Here is a 17,446-nt window from a genome sequence, read left to right as displayed (position 1 = left end):
GCCCGGTGCCGGTCCTCGCGCCCCAGGGCACGCGGACGGTCCGCCGGTCGGCGCCCGCGACGCGCTACGTGACCTCGCCCGACTGTCCGGTGGCGTGCGCGCGTCGATGGGCCGCGACGCGTTCGCGGGTCGCGCATCGGCGGGAGCAGTAGCGGCGTTCGGGACCGCTGCCCTGCGCGAGGAAGACGTTCCGGCAACTGGGGGAGGAGCAGATCCCACCGGGCGGGCGCTGGCGGTCCCAGACGAGAACGGTCAGGGCCATGCACGACGACGCGAGGAGCCATTCGTCCCAGGGGGCTTCGTCGTCGTGGTCGAGGTGCGGATGCCACGGCGTGCCGCCGCCGTGCGAGGACAGGCGCAGCGGTCCGGTGTGGTCCTTGAGCAGGCGGTTGAGGACGGCCGCGGCGGCGTCGGCGTCCTCGGCGGCGAAGGCGGGTCGCAGCAGGGCGGCGGCCGCGCGCATGGCCGCGACGTCACCGGTGGTCAGGTCGATCGGCTCCGCCTCGCCGTACGCGCGGAGCGTGTCGGCGACCCCGGCCGGGTCGGGGCGCTCGTCGGCGAGGACGTTGAGCAGGGCGGCCGTCCGCCGCGCGGTGGCCAGCACCGAGTGCCGGGTGGACCAGTCGTCGCTGTGGGAGGACATCTGTCGAATGTAACGCATCTTGCCGACATTTGAGTTACGTGCGTAACGTCCTGGAGATGAGTAACCGTTACACGCTCCGTCGCTATCTCACCGGAGCGGTCGCCGCCCGTACCGGCGACGAGATGTCGGGACCGGCCCTGATGCTGGCGGGCTTCGCCCTCGCCGGTTCGACCACCGCCGCGTCCTCGCTGCTCGCGGGCATCACGGTCTCCGCCGCGGTCGGCGGGCCGCTGCTCGGCGCATTCCTCGACCGAGCCGTACGACCGGGGCGCCTGCTCGCCTGGGCCCTCGCCCTCTACGCGACCGGGCTCGGCGTGATCCTCGCGGGGCTCGCCCGCCTGCCGTTCCCCGTCACCATCGTGATCGCCGTGGCGACCGGACTGCTGGGACCTGCCCTGTCCGGCGGATGGACGGCCCAACTCCCGCGCGTGGCAACGGGCGACCGCCTGCCCCGCGCGAACGCCCTCGACGCGATGACCTTCAGCGCCGCGAGCCTGGCCGGTCCGGCTCTCGCGGGCGGTGTGGCGGTGGCGCTCGGCGCCTCGACAGCCGTGGTCGTCTCCCTCACGCTCATCGCCCTGGCGCTGCCCGCCGCGTGGACGCTGCCCGGCCGCCCAGGTCCGGCGCGTGGTGTCCGGGCCACGTCGGTGCTCCACGACCTCGCCGCCGGAACCCGGGTCATCCTCGGCCGACCCACGCTGGCCCGGGCGACCCTCACCTCGGTGATCTCCTGCGTCGCCCAAGGCATGGTGACCGCGTGCCTCCCGCTCCTGGGCGAGCGGGTCCTGGGCGGCGCCGGCCGCGGCGCCCTCCTGCTGTCCTGCGCGGCGGTCTCCGCCCTGCTGGCCACGACCGCGCTCGCGCGCTTTCCCCGTGCGGCGGCCCCCGACGCGATCATCTGGGCCGGGGCCCTCGTCCAGTCCGCCGCCTGGGCCCTGGCCGTAGGGGGCCACCCGGCCGCGCTCGTCGCGGCCTTCCTCCTGGCGGGAATCGGCGAAGGCCCCCAACTCGCCGCCCTGTTCGCCGTCCGCCACCGCGAGGCCCCCGCGCACCTGCGAGGCCAGATCTTCACCACGGGCGCCAGTCTGAAGATCACCGCCTTCGCCCTGGGGGCGGCCACCGCCGGACCACTGGCGAGCCGGTCCCTCTCCTGCTCGCTGACTCTCGCCGCGATCACGGCGCTGCTGGCCGCCCTGGCGTTCTCCGTCATCCCCGCGTCGGGCCGCGCGTCCGGTGGCCTGCGCGTATCGCCCTGAGCCACGTCTATCAATGACGCGTGACATGTGACATGCTACTGAAATGCGGAGTGCGGACGTCGTCATCGTGGGGGCCGGGATCATCGGGGCCGCCGTGGCCAGGAAGTTGGCCATGGGCGGATTCCGGGTGACCGTCCTGGACCGCGGCGCGTCCGCCGGAGGGACGTCGTCCAGCGGGGAGGGCAACATCCTGGTCTCCGACAAGGGCCCCGGCGCCGAACTCGACCTCGCGGTGCTGTCCGGCCGCCTGTGGACCGAATTCGCCGCCGAACTGGGGGAGGAGCTGGGGCCCGGCTTCCCCGGCCTCGAGTTCGAGGCGAAGGGCGGCCTGGTGGTCGCGACGACGGGGGAGGGGGCGGACGCGCTCCTGGCATTCGCGTCCACCCAGCGGAAGGCGGGCGTGGACGCCCGTGCGGTGACGGCGGCTGAGGCCGCCGAGCTGGAACCCGACCTGACGCCGCGCGTCGAAGCGGCCGTCTTCTATCCCGGCGACGCCCAGGTCCAACCGGCCGTCGCGACGGAGGCGCTGCTCGCCTCTGCCCGTCGGCACGGCGCACGGGTACGACAGGGCGTCACCGTTCTCGGCGGCGTCGTGGACCGCGGACGGCTCGTCGGTGTGGAGACCACGGCCGGGCGCTTCGCCGCCGAGCACACGGTCGTGGCCGCCGGACCCTGGTCCGCCGAGGTCGCGGCCGGCCTCGGCGTCCGCCTCCCGGTGCTGCCCCGACGCGGGACCGTCCTGGTCACCGCGCGCATGCCGCACCGCGTCCGGCACAAGGTGTACGACGCGGATTATGTCGGAGCCGTCGAGTCGGGGGACGCGGCCCTCCAGACGTCCAGCGTCGTCGAGTCGACGGCGGCCGGGACCGTACTCATCGGCTCCTCGCGCGAGCGCCGGGGATTCGACGAGCGGATCGAGGCCGCGGTGGTCGGCGAACTCGCCGCCAAAGCCATGCTGCTCTTCCCCTTTCTGGCCGACGTTCCGGTCATGCGCGCGTACGGCGGCTTCCGGCCGTTCGTACCCGACCACCTCCCGGTCATCGGGCCCGACCCCCGGCTGCCCGGCCTGTGGCACGCGACCGGACACGAGGGCGCGGGCATCGGACTCGCGCCCGGCACAGCGGAACTGATCGGCGCGCTGATGACCGGCGCGGAGCCCGAGATCCCGGCCGCCCCGTACGCCGTGACCCGACCGTCGCTGGGACTGAAGGAGGAGACCATCGGATGAAGATCTCCGTGACGCTGGACGGCGAACGGCTGTCCGCCCCGCAGGGACAGACCGTCGCGGGACTGCTGATGACGCGGGGCCGGGTCTCCTGGCGCACCACCGCCGGCACCGGTCGGCCCCGCGGCCTGTTCTGCGGCATCGGCGTCTGCTTCGACTGCCTGGTGACGGTGAACGGCCTCGGTGACGTGCGGGCCTGCCAACGGCTGGTGGCCGACGGCGACATCGTCGAGACGGGGGCGACCGATGTCGAGCGTTGACGTGCTGGTGATCGGAGCGGGACCGGCAGGGCTCGCCGCGGCTCGGGCGGCCCGGCTCAGCGGGGCGCGGGTCGTCCTGCTCGACGCGTCGGCCGTCCTGGGCGGCCAGTTCTGGCGACACGCGGCGGCCGGGACTTCCGCCCCGGAAGGCCACGCGGCTGCCGGGACTTCCGCCCCGGACAGCCACGCGCCGCAGCACAAGTGGTCCCGCTTCACCGCGCTGCGCGCCGCGCTGACGCGGGACCCCGACTGCGAGATCGTCACCGGCGCCCAGGTCTGGGCGGTGGACCGCCGAGACGCGGGGCCGCCGGTCGTCCACACGCTGGTCGGCCCGGCCGACGGAGCTGACCGGCGCCGCCGGGTCTTCGAACCCCGCGCCCTGGTGATCGCCACCGGAGCGCACGAGCGCACGCTGCCGTTCCCGGGCTGGGACCTGCCGGGCGTCTACACGGCGGGCGCCGCGCAGGCGATGGCCAAGGGCGACGGCGTCGCCGTGGGCAGGCGGGTCCTGGTCGCGGGCACCGGCCCGTTCCTGCTTCCCGTGGCCACCGGCCTCCTCCACGTGGGCGCGAGCGTGGTCGGCGTCGTCGAGGCGAGCAGCTGGCGGCGGATCGCCCGCGGCTGGCTGCCCCGCCCGTACGAGATGCGGCCGAAGGACGTGCTGTCCAAGTCCGCCGAACTCGGCGGATACGTCCGCGCGTTGGCCGTACGGCGCGTCCCGTACCGCACCGGCGCGGCCGTCGTGGCCGCGCACGGCGACGACCGGGTGACAGCCGTCACCGTCGCCCGGATCACCGACGATTGGACACCGCGCGAGGGCACCGGGCGGCGTATCGAGGTCGACGCGGTGTGCGTCGGCCACGGGTTCGTCCCGCGCACCGAGATCGCCATCTCGGCGGGCTGCGCGCTCACCGCCGACGGAAGCGTGCGCGTGGACGACGAACAGCGCACCTCCGTACCCGGTGTCTACGCGGCCGGTGAGATCACCGGTATCGGCGGCGCGGACCTGGCCCTCGCCGAGGGCGAGGCGGCCGGTCGGGCTGCGGCCGGTCGGCGCGCTGCGGGCCGGGCCGGTGGCACCGCTGAGGTGACCCGCCACCGCGCCTTCGCCGACCGCATGCACCGCGCACACGGCATCCGGCCCGGCTGGCGGTCATGGGTCGACGACAGCACCGTCGTGTGCCGCTGCGAGGACGTGACCGCGGAGCGGTTGCGCGCCGCGGCCACCGCCACCGGGAGCTGCGGGCTGCGTTCCCTCAAGCTCAGCTCCCGCGCGGGTCTTGGCATGTGCCAGGGCCGCACCTGCGGCCGGAACGTCGAGGACCTCCTGCCGACCGCGCCGCTGGACCAGGGACGTATGGCCCAGCGCCCGATCGTCGTACCGGTCCGGCTCGGCGACATCGCCACGGTCCAGCCGGCGGCGGCCCCATCGAACACCACCCCCCTCCCGCCGACCCCCCTCAGAACACCCCACCGATGAAAGGCAGACCATGACCAGTGAGCACTTCGACCTCGGCGGCGTCATCGTCGCGACCGCGCTGCCCTACAAGCCGGACAGCTCCGCCCCCGCAGGACTCGCCGTCGACTACGAGCGATACGCGGAGCACTGCGACTGGCTGATCAGCAACGGCTGCCGCGGCGTCGGGCCGAACGGCTCGCTCGGCGAGTACTCGTCGCTCACCGACGAGGAGCGCCGCCGCGTGGTGCAGGTGGCCGTCGAGGCCGTCGGCGGGCGCGGACTGGTACTGGCCGGTGTGCACGGCGCGGGCTGGCACCAGGCCGAGCACTGGGCCGAACTGGCCAAGGCAGACGGCGCGGACGCCGTACTCGCCCTGCCGCCCACCCTCTACCGGGCCAGCGACGAGCAGGTGGTCGAGCACTACCGGCACATCGCCGGGGTCGGCCTGCCGACGATGATCTACAACAACCCGGTCGACACCAAGGTCGACCTCCTGCCGCCCCTGATCGCGGAACTCGCCGAGATCGACGGGGTGGTCGCGGTCAAGGAGTTCAGCGGCGACGTCCGGCGGGCCTTCGAGATCAGCGAACTCTGCGACATCGACATCATCGCGGGCGCCGACGACGTCCTCCTGGAGCTGATGCTCGACGGCGCCGTCGGCTGGTTCGCGGGCTTCCCCAACACCTTCCCCGCCGAGTCCGTCGCGATCTACGAGCACATGGTCGCCGGGCGGTACGACCAGGCCCGGGAGCTCTACAAGCAACTGGTCACCGTCTTCCGCTGGGACTCGCGGACGGAATTCGTGCAGGCCATCAAGGTGGGAATGGACATGGTCGGCCGATACGGCGGCCCGTGCCGCCCGCCGCGCGGACCGCTCACCCCTGACCACGAGAAGCAGGTGCGCGCCGCGATGGACCGCGCGATCTCCGGCATCGAAGCGCTGTCCGCGGAAGCGGCCTGACATGCGGGCGCGACGACGGCTGCGCCCGGCAGCCGGCCCGTGCCCGGCGGCTCTCACGCCGTCCGAGGAGGCGACATGGATCTGACCGAGACCTCCCCGGCCGAGCGCGCGGCGCTGCTCAACGCGATCGCGGACGCGCTGTCGTCCGCGGCCGACGACCTGATCCCGCTCGCCATGGCGGAGACCGGACTGGCCGAGGCACGCCTGACCGGAGAGCTGAAGCGCACGGTCGTACAACTGCGGATGTTCGCCGACGTGTGCGCCGAGGGGGAGTTCCTCGACGTGCGGCTCGACGCGGCCGACCCGGACTTCGTCCTGGGCCCCCGTCCCGACCTGCGGCGGTTCAATCTGCCGGTGGGGCCGGTGCTGGTGTTCGCCGCGAGCAACTTCCCCTTCGCGTTCTCCGTCGCCGGAGGCGACACGGCTTCCGCGCTGGCGGCCGGCTGTCCGGTGATCCTGAAGGCGCACCCCGGCCACCCGCGGCTGTCGGCGCTGACCGCCGAGAAGGTGCGGGCCGCGGTGGCCACGGCCGGCCTGCCCGCGGAGACCTTCGACGTGGTCCACGACCAGGACGCCGCCGTACGGCTGCTGCGCGACGACGACCGGATCGCCGCGGCGGCGTTCACCGGCTCCTACAAGGTCGGCCGACTGCTCGCCGCGATCGCCGCCGGACGTGAGCGCCCGATCCCCTTCTACGGCGAACTGGGCAGCGTGAACCCGGTCGTCGTGACACCGGGCGCGCTGGCCGAGCGGGCCGACACCCTCGCGACCGCCTTCGTGGCCAGCGTGTCCGGCTCGGCGGGACAGCTCTGCACCAAACCCGGCTTCCTCTTCCTTCCGGACGGCCACGGCCTCGCCGACACGCTCGGCTCGGCGGCGGGCGCGGTGCCCGGCCACCCGCTGCTGCACGAGGGCATAGCCGCCGCCTACGCCGCGCGCCGCGCCGCCGTGCTCGCGACCCCGGGCGTGTCCGTACTGGCCGAGGGATCGGTGGAGGTCGGGCCATCCGGCCGGAGCCTGGCCGCACCGACCCTGGTCGAGGTCGGACTCGGCGATCTGCTGAAGCACCGCGCCACACTGCTCGACGAGGCGTTCGGTCCCCTGTCGGTCGTCGTGCGCTACGACCCCGACCGCCCCGACCTCCTGGTGGCGGCGGTCGGGGAGTTGTTCCCCGGCGCGCTCACCGCCACGGTGCATCGCGCCGCGGGGGAGAGCGACGCGTGGCTGCGCGGCCTTGTCGCGGTGCTGAGGGAACGGGTGGGCCGCCTGCTGTTCGACGGCTGGCCGACCGGCGTCGCGGTGACCCCCGCGATGCAGCATGGGGGGCCATTTCCCGCCACCACCGCCCCGGCGACGACGTCCGTCGGCACGGCCGCGATCCAGCGCTTCCTGCGTCCAGTGGTCTTCCAGGACTGCCCGCCGGAGCTGCTGCCCGCGCCGTTGCGCGACGACAACCCCTGGCGGGTTCCCCAGCGGCGCGCGGCGGCGGGTGCGTCGCAGAACTGGGGACACCGCTCCGCCTGACAGCGGCTGGCGGCGGTCACCGGGCGGCACCGGAATCCGGACACGTCGATCGCCGCCATGGCGCCGGGCAAGCAGATCCGGCGCACCGCCCAGGTGGCGTTCGACGCGACCCGTCCGTTCCACGACCGGGACACCTACCGCCGAGGACGCGGCAGCGGCCGGATTGGACGGACTCACCGTGCGCGCGCCACGCCCCGACGGCCGCCGCATTCGACACGGTCGTCCCGACACACGCCGCGTGCGGGACCTGGCCGATCGGTAAGATGTGCCATTGCACTGACAGGGAATGGCTGTCGACAGGTGATGGGGACGATCATGGCGATTGAGGACAGCACATCTCTGGGGCTGCTCACCCCCTCGACCAGCCTGCGCGAGCGGGTCGAGGAGGCGATCGCCGCGGCCATCGTCTCCGGTCAGATGCCCGCGGGCGAGGTGTTCTCCGCGCCGACCCTCGCCGCTCGCTTCGGCGTCTCGGCCACCCCGGTCCGCGAGGCCATGCTCAACCTCGCCAAGCGCGGCATGGTCGAGATCCTGCGCAACAAGGGCTTCCGCGTCACCGCCGTGAGCGAGGACGATCTGCGCGCGATCGTCGACGTCCGCCAACTGCTCGAAGCCCCGGCGGTCCGCCGCCTGTCGGGCCGGCTCACCCCCACCGACCTGGCCCATCTGCGCGGCCTCGCCGAGGAGATCGTGCGCGGCGCCCGTGACGGCGACCTCGCCCGCTACCTCCAGGCCGACACGACCTTCCACCTCACCCTGCTCAAGCTCGTCGGCAATACGCGCCTGCACGACATCGTCGCCGACCTCCGCGCCCAGACCCGCCTCACCGGCCTCGCCGACCTGGTCGCCACCGAAGAACTCCAGGCATCCGCCCGCGAGCACCTGGAGATGCTCGACCTCCTCGAAGCGGGCTCCGCCGACGCGTGCGAAGACCTCATGGTCCGCCACATCGGCCACGTCCTCGGCTGGTGGTCCGGCCACACCGAAGCCTGACTTCTTCCCCCTTAGCCGAGCAGGGCGGCGAGGGTCGCCGACAGCGAAGCCGCGCTCAGGGGCTCGTCGCGGGTGAGGGCGTGGAGGAGAGCGCCGTCGAGGTAGGTGACGGCCGCTCGCGCGGCTCGCGGGCTGGCGTACGCGGTGAGGATGTCGGTGAGGCCGTCGGCCCAGACGCGGGCGGCGGGGCGGAGTTCGGGGCGGTAGGCGGCGGCGAGATAGAGCTGCATCTCGGTCAGGGCGCGGGGACGGTCGGCGAGATACGCGGCGGTCAGCTCGGCCAGCGCGGCCGGAACGTCGGCGCTGTCGTGGAGAGCCGTCTCCCAGGCGCGCAGTTCCTGCGCCGAGAGGTCGGCGGCGTAGCGGAGCGCGGCGGCGGTGAGGTCGTCCAGGCTCGCGAAGTAGTACGTGGTCGCGCCGAGCGGCACCCCGGCGCGCGCGGCGACGAGGCGGTGCGTGACGGCGTCCACCCCGGACTCGGCGATGACCTGGCACGCGGCCTCGGTGATCCGCCGCCGACGCCCCTCGGGATCGCGCCGCCCGGTCAATGCGCACCGCTGAGGTTCAGCACCGCGACCCCGGCGACCACCAGGGCCACCCCGAGCACCTTCACCGCCGTGACCGGCTCGCCCAGGAAGAGTGCCCCGATGATGACGATCAGCGTCGTCCCCAGCCCCGACCACACGGCGTACCCCACACTGACCTGCAACCCCTTCTGCACGGCCACCGCCAGGGCGACGAACGCGCCCGCGTACGCGACCAGGCACACCACCGTCGGCCACAGCCGGGTGAACCCCTCGGTGCTCTTGAGCAGGCTGGTGCCCAGAACCTCCGCCACGATGGCCAGACCGAGCAATACGTACGGCACGCCGGACGCCTCCCGAGTAGTACGGATGTACAAGTACAAACGTACTACTCAGTGGTCTCACGTCGTGGCCCGGGCGCCGACGAGAAGACGCGCGAACGGCGGGACAGAGGTCGGCGAGCGCCCTCCTGAGAGCCGCTCACGGCGAGGACCGCTCCGGGTCCGGACGGGCGGTGACGGGAGGTCAGGGCCGGGGAGCGCGGTCCAGGCGTACGCGGAGGGTCGCGGCGAAGTCCTCGGCGCGCGCCAACTGGACGCGCAGATCGTGGATCTTCTGGACGGCGGCCTGCTCATAGGCCCTGACGCGCTCCAGGAGCGCGTCGCGCTCGGCGCCCGGAGCGAGGTCCGCCGCGTCGAGCCGGTCGGTGGCGTCGAGGAGGTCGCGCATCTCCTCCAGGGTGAAGCCGAGCGGCTTCATCCGGCGGATGACCATGAGGCGGGCGACGTCGGTCTCGGTGTAGAGCCGGAAACCGCCCTGGGACCGGGCGGAGGGGGTGACCAGTCCGGCCTCCTCGTAGTGCCGGATCGTCCGCAGGGACAGCTCGGTTCGTTCGGCGACCTCGCCGATCTGCATGTGTGTGCTGCCCACGACCGTCTTCTCGGCCCCTTCTCGTCGCGGGACGCCGCCCCGGTGGTGAACCGCCGCGTCCCGTGCGGCCCTGAACCCATCTCTACCCTAACGTTAGGGTAGAGTCGCTGCTGTTGAGGACGACGTGCGTCGTTCCCCAACGGTGCGCGGCTCCGTCGTGTCCGCCCACCGCCGTGTCGGGGCCGACGACGCCCCCGCTCATTTCGCGAGCAGGAGAGACGAAGCGTGCGCATGCCACAGCCGTACGCCGCCTGCTGCCCGCCGTGACATCACCAGCGTACTGAGTCGCCTCCGCCAACTGCCGTGCGGCTCGGCCGCGCTCCCGGACGTCCGCCCGCGCCGACGGGCGATCCGCGCACCGCCGTCCCGGCCCTGCGCCCCACGACCGCGCTGCCCCGACCGGCCGCGCCCGAGCACGACAGGTCACCCCGGTGTTGCCGACCTCCTTCCCGTTCCCGTCCGCGCGCCTGCGCGCTCTGCCCCCGCCCCCGTGGCTGTCCCCGAAGGTCTTCCGCGTCGAGGTCCTGGCCGGTCTGGTCGTCGGACTCGCGCTGATCCCGGAGGCGATCTCGTTCTCCGTCATCGCGGGCGTCGACCCCAAGGTCGGCCTGTTCGCCGCCTGCACCATGGCGATGGTCATCGCGTTCGCCGGCGGCCGGCCCGCGATGATCTCCGCCTCCACCGGCGCGGTCGCGCTCGTCGTCGCTCCCGTGGCCCGCCAGCACGGCCTCGGCTACCTCATCGCCACGGTGATCCTCGCCGGGATCATCCAGATCGCGCTGGGTGCGCTCGGCGTGGCCACGCTCATGCGGTTCGTGCCGCGCGCGGTGATGGTCGGCTTCGTCAACGCGCTCGGCATCCTGCTGTTCGCCGCGCAGATCCCCAACCTCCACGACGTGCCCTGGCAGGTCTATCCGCTGGTCGCGGCCGGTCTGGCGATGATGGTCTTCTTCCCCCGGCTGACCAGGGCGGTGCCCGCGCCGCTGGTCTCGATCGTGATCCTCACCGTGGTCACCGTCGCCGCCGGTATCGCGGTGCCCACCGTCGGGGACAAGGGCAAACTGCCCTCCTCGCTGCCGGTGCCAGGACTGCCGGACGTGCCCTTCACCGTCCACACCCTGACCGTCATCGCCCCCTACGCGCTGGCGATGGCGCTGGTGGGGCTGATGGAGTCGCTGATGACCGCCAAGCTCGTGGACGAGATGACCGACACCCACTCCAACAAGACCCGTGAGTCCATCGGGCAGGGCGTCGCCAACATCGTCACCGGCTTCTTCGGCGGCATGGGCGGCTGCGCGATGATCGGCCAGACGATGATCAACGTCAAGAACGGCGCGCGGACCCGCCTGTCCACCTTCCTGGCCGGGTTCTTCCTGCTCATCTTGTGCATCGTGCTCGGCCCGGTCGTCTCCCACATCCCCATGGCCGCCCTCGTGGCCGTCATGGTCCTGGTCTCGGTCGGCACGTTCGACTGGCACTCGATCAAGCCCGCCACCCTCAAACGGATGCCGGCCGGGGAGACCGTGGTGATGGCCGTGACCGTCGCGGTCGTCGTCGCGACCAGCAATCTGTCCATCGGCGTCGTCGTCGGCACGATCACCGCCATGGTGATCTTCGCCCGCCGCGTCGCGCGCTTCACCGAGGTCACCGCCGTCACCGACCCGGACGGCGACAGCGTCGTCTACGCCGTGACCGGCGAGCTCTTCTTCGCCTCCTCCAATGACCTGGTGACCCGCTTCGACTACGCCGCCGACCCCCGCACCGTCGTCATCGACCTGACCGACGCGCACATCTGGGACGCCTCCTCCGTCGCGGCCCTGGACACGGTCACCGCCAAGTACGCCGCCCGCGGCAAGAGCGTGGAGATCGTCGGCCTCAACCGGGCCAGCGCCCAGATGCACGGCAATCTCACCGGTGAACTCACCAGCACGTGACGCGCGTGTCCGGGGCGGCCGACCTCAGCGGCGGTCGCCCCGGACGGGTCACCACCCGCCGGCGAAGAAGTCGGCCAGCGCCTGCGGTGAGTGCGCCGCGCTGCTGGCGTTCGCGAAGGCGATGACGAGCACGATGAGCGTCATCGCCGCGCCGGCGGCGACGCCGAACGTCATCGTGCGCTTCGACCGGGCGTCGGCCGCCGCCCTGGACCGCCTCCACAGCAGGACGCATCCGACCGCCGCCGCGAGCGCGACGAGCGCGGCCATGGCGGCCAGGACGGCGTGGTAGACGGCGAAGTCGTTGACCATGACGGTGAGCGCGGGGGAGTGCTGACCGGCGGGATAGTCGGCGAGCTGCCTGCGTACGTCGGTCAGGGTTCCGTCGAGTGCGCGGTCCGTGCCGCCCCCGGTCAGCATGGGAAGCAGCGAGGCGAACGGCGCCGCCGCGCCCTGCACGTTGGCCACCAGCGCCACCAGGGCGAAGAGCCCGAGGAGCGTGACGACGGCCCCGGGCGCCACGACGGACAGGCGTCCCACACGCCCGCCGGTCCGCTGCCTGGCCTGGCGCCACAGGACGACGCCCAGCGCCACGACGGTGGCGAGGAGCAGTGCCGAGACACCGGCTTTCACCACGTGAAAGCGGAACCAGAAGCTCACCGTCGCGTCCAGTTGGCCCGGAAAGCCCTCCCTGCCCGAGCCCCAGTAGGCGACCATCCCGCGACGGAACGTGTCGCTGACGTTCCCCGTGTTGACCGAACTGCGGGCGAGCGCGTTCGGCGCGATGAAGAAGGCGACCAGAAGCACCCCGGTCAAGGCGGTCAGCGCCCCGGCCTGCCGTCGCGGCGTGGCGGTCAAGCGGGGCAGAAGTCCCAAGCTGTTCATGTAGATCTTCCCGAGTAGGAGCGAGCGCCGTTCCGCGCGAGGTCCGGGAGCCGCGTCTCCTCCGCGATCCCCGCAACCGGAAGCTATCGAGACCGCGCCCCGCCGGTCTGTGGGGCCAGCCTCCAACTCGGGGTGGGGTTAACCCCCTTCCCCGGGCGGCGCGGACGTCTCCCCGGTGCGCGTGCGTACATGGCGACGCCGAACTGCGGTGCGCCAGGCCCGCGTTGGCTCCACGCGTCAGACGCCCCGCGCCCCCCGACCCGCTCCCGCCCGGCCGCGGACTCCCCCCGCACAGCGGCGCGCCCCGGCCCCGGGCCCATCACACACCCCGCACGCCTCCGCGGCACCGGCGGCTCCGCCGCATCTCGGAGCCGTCACCATCCGTGACCACTCGTGCTTTACCGGAATGTGATCCGCATGTCTGGATCTGTTCGCCGATTGGTCGCTACAGTAAGCGCATCGAATTAATCTCAGCCTGAGAGGAATTGTGGCAACTACCTCGCTACCCCGAGCGTCCAACCGCAGCGCGGTCCTGGCGGCGCTGCTCTCGGGTGCCCAGATGGACCGTCAGCAGTTGATCGCGACCACCGGCCTGAGCCGGGCGACCGTGTTCCGGATCGTCGACGACCTGATGGAGGACCGGCTCGTCCACGAGGGCGAAAGACTGGTGCGCGAAGGCCCCGGCAGACAGTCCACCGCGGTCGGTTTCAACGCCGACTCGGCTCTGGTCTGCGGAATCGACCTCGGCGGCACCAACTGCCGGGTCGTGGTCGCCGACGCGCTGGGCCGCGCGGTGATCAGGAGCCGGGACGCGACTCCGCGCGGCGCGACCGACGAGGAGCTGGCCCGGTGGGTGGCCGACCGGGTCACCGGCCTGGTCGCCCGGTACCGGGAGGACGCGCCTTTGCGGGCGGTCACGATCGGCCTGCCCGGTGTGGTCAGCGGCGACGGCACGACCGTCCTCGCGTCGCACAATCTCGGCCAGATCAAGGGCACCGCTTTCATCGACGCGGTCTCCGACTTCGTCGGAGTTCCGCTTACTGTCGGTAACGACTCCAACGTCGCCATGCTCGGTGAGCTCCAGTACGGATCGCTCCCCGACCGGGAGACCGCGGTCCTGCTGGCGATGGGCACCGGCCTCGGCTCCGCGGTCTCGATCGACGGGCGCGTCCTGCTCGGCGAGCAGGGGCTGCTGGGCGAGTTCGGACGGCTCCCGCTGCCCGGCCGCGCCGAGCGGCTGCGCGATCTGCTGTCCGGCGCGGACCTGGTCGCGTACGCCGCCACCCGCGGCGTACAGGTCCGCGGCGCCCAGGAACTGTTCGCCGACCCGGTGACGTACGCCGATCTCCTCGCCGAGGTGCACGCCTCGCTCGCCCACCTCGTGTCGATCGTCGCGCTCGCCTACGAGCCGAAGACCGTGGTGCTGACCGGCGGATTCTCCGAGTCGTTCGGCGCCGACGCGCTCACGGCCATCAGCGACCAGGTCGCGGAGACCGTCGGGGTGCGCAGCGCGGTCAGGCACTCCGACCTAGGCGACTCCGCGGGGCTCCTCGGCGCCATGGCGTCCTCCCTCGACCGGCACTACACGTCGCTCGGCATCAGCGCCGAGCACATCGCGGGCATCGACGTCGACCGGCACCTGGTGCTCGAACGGCTCGGCGCGTGCCCCACAACCAGCACCACGCAGGGCGACCAGCCCACCCCAGCAGCAGAAAGGTGAGAAGGATGAACCGTGCACGGTGGCGGTACGCGGTCACGTCGGTCCCGGTCATGGCGCTCGCGCTGACGGCCTGTGGCGGCAGCGGCGGCGCGGACGCCGCTTCCGACGGCAAGCTGACGGTCTGGATGATGACCGGCGGCCCCGGTGACAACGCGCTCATCAAGGACGTCAACGCCGCGTTCGCCAAGCAGCACCCCGACATGAAGGTCGACGTCCAGATCCAGCAGTGGGACGGCATCGCCACGAAGATCACCACGGCGCTGGCCAGCGGGAATCCGCCGGACATCGTGGAGATGGGCAATACGCAGACCCCGCTTCAGACGTACTCCGGCGGCCTCGCCGACCTCACCGCCGAGAAGGCCGGCTTCGAGAACTCGGCAAAGTGGCTGGCGGGGCTGTCCGGCCCGTCCCAGTACGACGGCAAGCTCTACGCCACACCGCTCTACGGCGGCACGAAGGTCGTCATGTACAACAAGAAGCTCTTCGCCGACGCGGGCATCCAGCAGCCGCCCACGACGGTCGCCGAGCTCCAGGAGAACTGCGGGAAGCTGGCGGCGGCCAACAAGAAGACGGCGAATTTCTCCGGCTTCTACCTGCCCGGCCAGTACTGGTTCAACGGCATGCCGTTCCTGTTCGGCAAGGGCGGCACCATCGCCACGCAGAAGGACGGCACCTGGAAGGCCGAGATGTCCTCACCGGCCAACCAGGCGGGCCTCGCCGCGTGGCGCACCTTCCAGAACACCTGCTCCACCAAGTCCTCGGTCGGCGTCAACACCGACAGCCCCGACCAGGACCAGCTCTTCGCCGACGGCAAGGCCGCGATGGTCTACGTCAAGGCGTGGGAGCCCGCGGCGGTCCTGGAGAAGAACCCCGCGCTCAAGGACGACATCGGCTTCTTCGCGATGCCGGGCTACACCGCGGACAAGACCATGCCGGTGATCGTGTCCGGCTCGACCATCGGCATCGCGGCCAACAGCCCCGACAAGAAGGCCGCGCAGGACTGGCTGCGGATCATCACCGGCAAGCAGTTCCAGCAGAAGATGGCGCTCACCCTCAATCTGCTGCCGATCTCGCCGGACTTCACCCCGACCGGTGTTCCCGAGCAGTTGACCGTCGCGTCGAAGGCGGCGGAGATCAGCCAGCCGCTGCCGGGCAGTCCGGGCGAGGCGACGCTGGAGACCGAGCGGTACAACGAGCAGTTCTTCTCGAAGATCGCGGGCGGCGCCGATATCGCCAAGGCGTCCGCCGACTACGACAAGCACGCCACCGACGCATTCAACTCGCTCCACTAGGACCTCGGGGAACCCGATGGCAATGACCGAAAAGCGGAGCGCCCGGCGCGCTCCGACCGGTGTCCGCCCCCGGCCACAGGCCCGGGGCGGCGCCGCCCGGCGGCGTCTGCTGCCGTGGGCGATGATCGCCCCCGCGGCTGTCGCGCTGCTGTTGATCCAGGGGTATCCCCTGCTCCGCCTGCTGGTGCTGTCCACGCAGGATTTCGGCCCCCGGTCGCTGTTCACCGGGCACGCCGATTTCGTGGGCGTCGACAATTTCACCCACCTGTTCTCTGACGCGGACTTCCGCTCGGTCCTGCTGCGCACGGTGGTCTTCACCGTGGTGTGCGTGGCACTGCTGATGGTGCTCGGATTCCTGATCGCGCATCTGCTGACCGGCGTCTCGGCGTGGGCCCGCGTGGTCACGACCGTGTCGCTGGTCCTGGTGTGGGCGATGCCGATGGTCGCGGCGACGCTGGTGTGGCAGTGGATGTACCAGCCGCAGTACGGGGTCGCTAACTGGCTGCTCACCAAGGTGCGGGTCTTCGGAGACCTCACCGCGTACGACTGGTTCTCCCACCCCCACCAGGCGCTCGGGCTCGTCATCCTGCTCACGGTCTGGAAGGGCCTGCCGTTCGTCGCGCTGACGCTCTTCGCGGCGCGCGGCCAGATATCCGAGTCGCTGTACGAGGCGGCGCGCCTGGACGGTGCGGGGACGCTACAGACATTCCGGCACATCACGATTCCGGTGCTGCGGCCGGTGCTGGCGATCCTGACCCTGCTGGAGGTCATCTGGTCGGTGAATTCGTTCACCCCGATCTGGGTGCTGACGCAGGGCGGGCCCGACGGGCAGACCACGACGCTCGGGGTGTACGCGTACATCACCGCCTTCAGCCGCAACGACTACGGCAGCGGCGCGACGATCGCGGTGGTGACCGTACTGATCCTCGCCGTGTTCTCCGTCGCCTACGTCCGCAGGACGGCGAAGCAGGGAGACGACCAGGGAGAGACGGCATGAGTATGCGCATGACCCCCGCGCGGCGCCGCCGCAGCGTCAACAACACGATCGCCGTGGTGATCTCCGCGGTGATGCTCTTCCCCGTCTACTGGATGGTGGCCACCGCGCTGAAGCCGCGCGGGAAGATCCTCAGCGCGGTGCCGCAGTTCATTCCCTGGCCGATCAGCCTGGGCAACTTCCAACGCGCCCTGGCCAAACCGCACTTCTGGGTGTTCGTGCGCAATTCGCTGACGGTGACCCTGTCGTCGGTGGTGCTGTCGCTGGTCATCGCGCTGTTCGCGGCGATCGCCATCGCCCGTTTCCGGTTCGCGGGGCGGAAGGTGCTGCTGGCGATCCTCGTTCTGGTGCAGATGATTCCGGCGGCGGCCATGGTCATCCCGGTGTATCTGATGCTGCGCTCGATCAACGCGCTGGATTACGTACCCGGCCTGGTGCTGACGTACATGACGTTCGTGCTGCCGTTCACGATCTGGACGCTGCGCGGCTTCGTGGACGGGGTCCCGGTGGAACTGGAGGAGGCGGCGCTGGTCGACGGGTGCGGCCGGTTCCAGATGTACGTACGGGTGCTGCTGCCGCTGCTGATGCCGGGCATCGTCGCCACTTCCATCTTCGCGTTCGTCAACGCGTGGGACGACTATCTGTTCGCCTACGTGATCATGAAATCGCAGGGCAATTACACGCTCCCGGTGTGGCTGGTGTCGTTCAAGACGTCGGAGAGCGTCGATTACGGCGCGATGATCGCCGCCTCCACCATTTTCTCGCTGCCGGTCCTGGTCTTCTTCCTGCTGGTGCAGCGCCGTCTTGTCGGCGGGATGACCAGCGGCGCGGTCAAGGGATGACCCGCGT

Annotated in this window: 17 protein-coding genes; 12 read left to right on the top strand and 5 right to left on the bottom strand. The window is 71.7% G+C overall.

Annotation, left to right across the window (positions count from 1 at the left end):
- Nucleotides 1–64: 64 nt before the first annotated feature.
- Nucleotides 65–643, bottom strand: a complete 579-nt coding sequence (locus ACFY9V_RS34735) for a CGNR zinc finger domain-containing protein (RefSeq protein WP_391051769.1) — start codon at nucleotides 641–643, stop codon at nucleotides 65–67.
- A 56-nt stretch (nucleotides 644–699) separates the two neighbouring features.
- Here ACFY9V_RS34735 and ACFY9V_RS34730 point away from each other — a divergent pair, with 56 nt between their 5' ends.
- The 7 genes from ACFY9V_RS34730 to ACFY9V_RS34700 all read left to right on the top strand — a co-directional run bounded on the left by ACFY9V_RS34730 (nucleotide 700) and on the right by ACFY9V_RS34700 (nucleotide 8,321).
- The gene (locus ACFY9V_RS34730; RefSeq protein WP_391164306.1) at nucleotides 700–1,899 is read left to right on the top strand and encodes an MFS transporter; all 1,200 of its coding nucleotides are present in this window, start codon (nucleotides 700–702) and stop codon (nucleotides 1,897–1,899) included.
- A 43-nt stretch (nucleotides 1,900–1,942) separates the two neighbouring features.
- Nucleotides 1,943–3,127, top strand: a complete 1,185-nt coding sequence (locus ACFY9V_RS34725; protein WP_391164305.1) for an FAD-dependent oxidoreductase — start codon at nucleotides 1,943–1,945, stop codon at nucleotides 3,125–3,127.
- Nucleotides 3,124–3,384 carry a 2Fe-2S iron-sulfur cluster-binding protein gene (locus tag ACFY9V_RS34720; protein WP_391164304.1) on the top strand — a complete coding sequence of 87 codons (261 nt, stop codon included), beginning with the start codon at nucleotides 3,124–3,126 and terminating at the stop codon, nucleotides 3,382–3,384. The genes ACFY9V_RS34725 and ACFY9V_RS34720 overlap by 4 nt, the downstream gene beginning before the upstream one ends.
- Nucleotides 3,371–4,864, top strand: a complete 1,494-nt coding sequence (locus tag ACFY9V_RS34715) for an FAD-dependent oxidoreductase (RefSeq protein WP_391164303.1) — start codon at nucleotides 3,371–3,373, stop codon at nucleotides 4,862–4,864. The genes ACFY9V_RS34720 and ACFY9V_RS34715 overlap by 14 nt, the downstream gene beginning before the upstream one ends.
- Nucleotides 4,865–4,874: 10 nt before the next feature.
- Nucleotides 4,875–5,804 (top strand): dihydrodipicolinate synthase family protein, encoded by a 930-nt coding sequence (locus ACFY9V_RS34710; RefSeq protein ID WP_355343503.1) that lies wholly within the window; start codon nucleotides 4,875–4,877, stop codon nucleotides 5,802–5,804.
- Nucleotides 5,805–5,879: 75 nt separating this feature from the next.
- Nucleotides 5,880–7,328 (top strand): aldehyde dehydrogenase family protein, encoded by a 1,449-nt coding sequence (locus tag ACFY9V_RS34705; protein ID WP_391164302.1) that lies wholly within the window; start codon nucleotides 5,880–5,882, stop codon nucleotides 7,326–7,328.
- 315 nt (nucleotides 7,329–7,643) lie between these two features.
- Nucleotides 7,644–8,321: a GntR family transcriptional regulator gene (locus tag ACFY9V_RS34700; RefSeq protein ID WP_355343494.1), complete on the top strand. Its 678-nt coding sequence runs from the start codon at nucleotides 7,644–7,646 to the stop codon at nucleotides 8,319–8,321.
- Nucleotides 8,322–8,332: 11 nt separating this feature from the next.
- Here the strand turns inward: ACFY9V_RS34700 and ACFY9V_RS34695 are convergent, their stop codons facing one another.
- The 3 genes from ACFY9V_RS34695 to ACFY9V_RS34685 form a co-directional block, all read right to left on the bottom strand.
- Entirely contained in the window at nucleotides 8,333–8,869 is a 537-nt protein-coding gene (locus ACFY9V_RS34695) for a TetR family transcriptional regulator (protein WP_391164301.1), read from the bottom strand.
- Nucleotides 8,866–9,189 (bottom strand): multidrug efflux SMR transporter, encoded by a 324-nt coding sequence (locus ACFY9V_RS34690; protein ID WP_188282846.1) that lies wholly within the window; start codon nucleotides 9,187–9,189, stop codon nucleotides 8,866–8,868. Before ACFY9V_RS34690 ends, ACFY9V_RS34695 begins: the two co-directional genes overlap by 4 nt.
- Before the next feature lie 181 nt (nucleotides 9,190–9,370).
- Nucleotides 9,371–9,775 carry a MerR family transcriptional regulator gene (locus tag ACFY9V_RS34685; protein WP_355343487.1) on the bottom strand — a complete coding sequence of 135 codons (405 nt, stop codon included), beginning with the start codon at nucleotides 9,773–9,775 and terminating at the stop codon, nucleotides 9,371–9,373.
- 431 nt (nucleotides 9,776–10,206) lie between these two features.
- Between ACFY9V_RS34685 and ACFY9V_RS34680 the strand changes: the two genes are divergently transcribed.
- Complete coding sequence (locus ACFY9V_RS34680) at nucleotides 10,207–11,709, top strand: SulP family inorganic anion transporter (protein ID WP_391164300.1); 1,503 nt, start codon at nucleotides 10,207–10,209, stop codon at nucleotides 11,707–11,709.
- Nucleotides 11,710–11,757: 48 nt separating this feature from the next.
- Here ACFY9V_RS34680 and ACFY9V_RS34675 read toward each other — a convergent pair whose 3' ends face one another.
- On the bottom strand, nucleotides 11,758–12,591 hold the full coding sequence (locus tag ACFY9V_RS34675; RefSeq protein ID WP_391164299.1) for a tat (twin-arginine translocation) pathway signal sequence: 834 nt from the start codon (nucleotides 12,589–12,591) through the stop codon (nucleotides 11,758–11,760).
- A gap of 487 nt (nucleotides 12,592–13,078) precedes the next feature.
- Here ACFY9V_RS34675 and ACFY9V_RS34670 point away from each other — a divergent pair, with 487 nt between their 5' ends.
- From ACFY9V_RS34670 to ACFY9V_RS34655, 4 genes are read left to right on the top strand one after another with little or no spacing between them, the layout of a single operon-like run.
- On the top strand, nucleotides 13,079–14,311 hold the full coding sequence (locus tag ACFY9V_RS34670; protein WP_391164298.1) for an ROK family protein: 1,233 nt from the start codon (nucleotides 13,079–13,081) through the stop codon (nucleotides 14,309–14,311).
- A 5-nt stretch (nucleotides 14,312–14,316) separates the two neighbouring features.
- Nucleotides 14,317–15,603, top strand: coding sequence for an extracellular solute-binding protein (locus ACFY9V_RS34665; RefSeq protein ID WP_391051737.1), 1,287 nt, complete (start codon nucleotides 14,317–14,319; stop codon nucleotides 15,601–15,603).
- A 16-nt stretch (nucleotides 15,604–15,619) separates the two neighbouring features.
- On the top strand, nucleotides 15,620–16,600 hold the full coding sequence (locus ACFY9V_RS34660; RefSeq protein ID WP_355343472.1) for a sugar ABC transporter permease: 981 nt from the start codon (nucleotides 15,620–15,622) through the stop codon (nucleotides 16,598–16,600).
- On the top strand, nucleotides 16,597–17,439 hold the full coding sequence (locus ACFY9V_RS34655) for a carbohydrate ABC transporter permease (protein ID WP_355343469.1): 843 nt from the start codon (nucleotides 16,597–16,599) through the stop codon (nucleotides 17,437–17,439). The genes ACFY9V_RS34660 and ACFY9V_RS34655 overlap by 4 nt, the downstream gene beginning before the upstream one ends.
- Nucleotides 17,440–17,446: the final 7 nt, after the last annotated feature.

The sequence above is a fragment of the Streptomyces sp. NPDC008317 genome (assembly GCF_042955955.1).
In the GTDB taxonomy this organism is placed as follows: domain Bacteria; phylum Actinomycetota; class Actinomycetes; order Streptomycetales; family Streptomycetaceae; genus Actinacidiphila.
This window is presented reverse-complemented; position numbering and strand designations above follow the sequence as displayed.

Bases quoted from the DNA above. Each gene is read 5' to 3' on its own strand.
- ACFY9V_RS34735 (WP_391051769.1), bottom strand. From the start codon at position 643: ATGTCCTCCCACAGCGACGACTGGTCCACCCGGCACTCGGTGCTGGCC.
- ACFY9V_RS34730 (WP_391164306.1), top strand. From the start codon at position 700: ATGAGTAACCGTTACACGCTCCGTCGCTATCTCACCGGAGCGGTCGCC.
- ACFY9V_RS34725 (WP_391164305.1), top strand. From the start codon at position 1,943: ATGCGGAGTGCGGACGTCGTCATCGTGGGGGCCGGGATCATCGGGGCC.
- ACFY9V_RS34720 (WP_391164304.1), top strand. From the start codon at position 3,124: ATGAAGATCTCCGTGACGCTGGACGGCGAACGGCTGTCCGCCCCGCAG.
- ACFY9V_RS34715 (WP_391164303.1), top strand. From the start codon at position 3,371: ATGTCGAGCGTTGACGTGCTGGTGATCGGAGCGGGACCGGCAGGGCTC.
- ACFY9V_RS34710 (WP_355343503.1), top strand. From the start codon at position 4,875: ATGACCAGTGAGCACTTCGACCTCGGCGGCGTCATCGTCGCGACCGCG.
- ACFY9V_RS34705 (WP_391164302.1), top strand. From the start codon at position 5,880: ATGGATCTGACCGAGACCTCCCCGGCCGAGCGCGCGGCGCTGCTCAAC.
- ACFY9V_RS34700 (WP_355343494.1), top strand. From the start codon at position 7,644: ATGGCGATTGAGGACAGCACATCTCTGGGGCTGCTCACCCCCTCGACC.
- ACFY9V_RS34675 (WP_391164299.1), bottom strand. From the start codon at position 12,591: ATGAACAGCTTGGGACTTCTGCCCCGCTTGACCGCCACGCCGCGACGG.
- ACFY9V_RS34665 (WP_391051737.1), top strand. From the start codon at position 14,317: ATGAACCGTGCACGGTGGCGGTACGCGGTCACGTCGGTCCCGGTCATG.
- ACFY9V_RS34660 (WP_355343472.1), top strand. From the start codon at position 15,620: ATGGCAATGACCGAAAAGCGGAGCGCCCGGCGCGCTCCGACCGGTGTC.
- ACFY9V_RS34655 (WP_355343469.1), top strand. From the start codon at position 16,597: ATGAGTATGCGCATGACCCCCGCGCGGCGCCGCCGCAGCGTCAACAAC.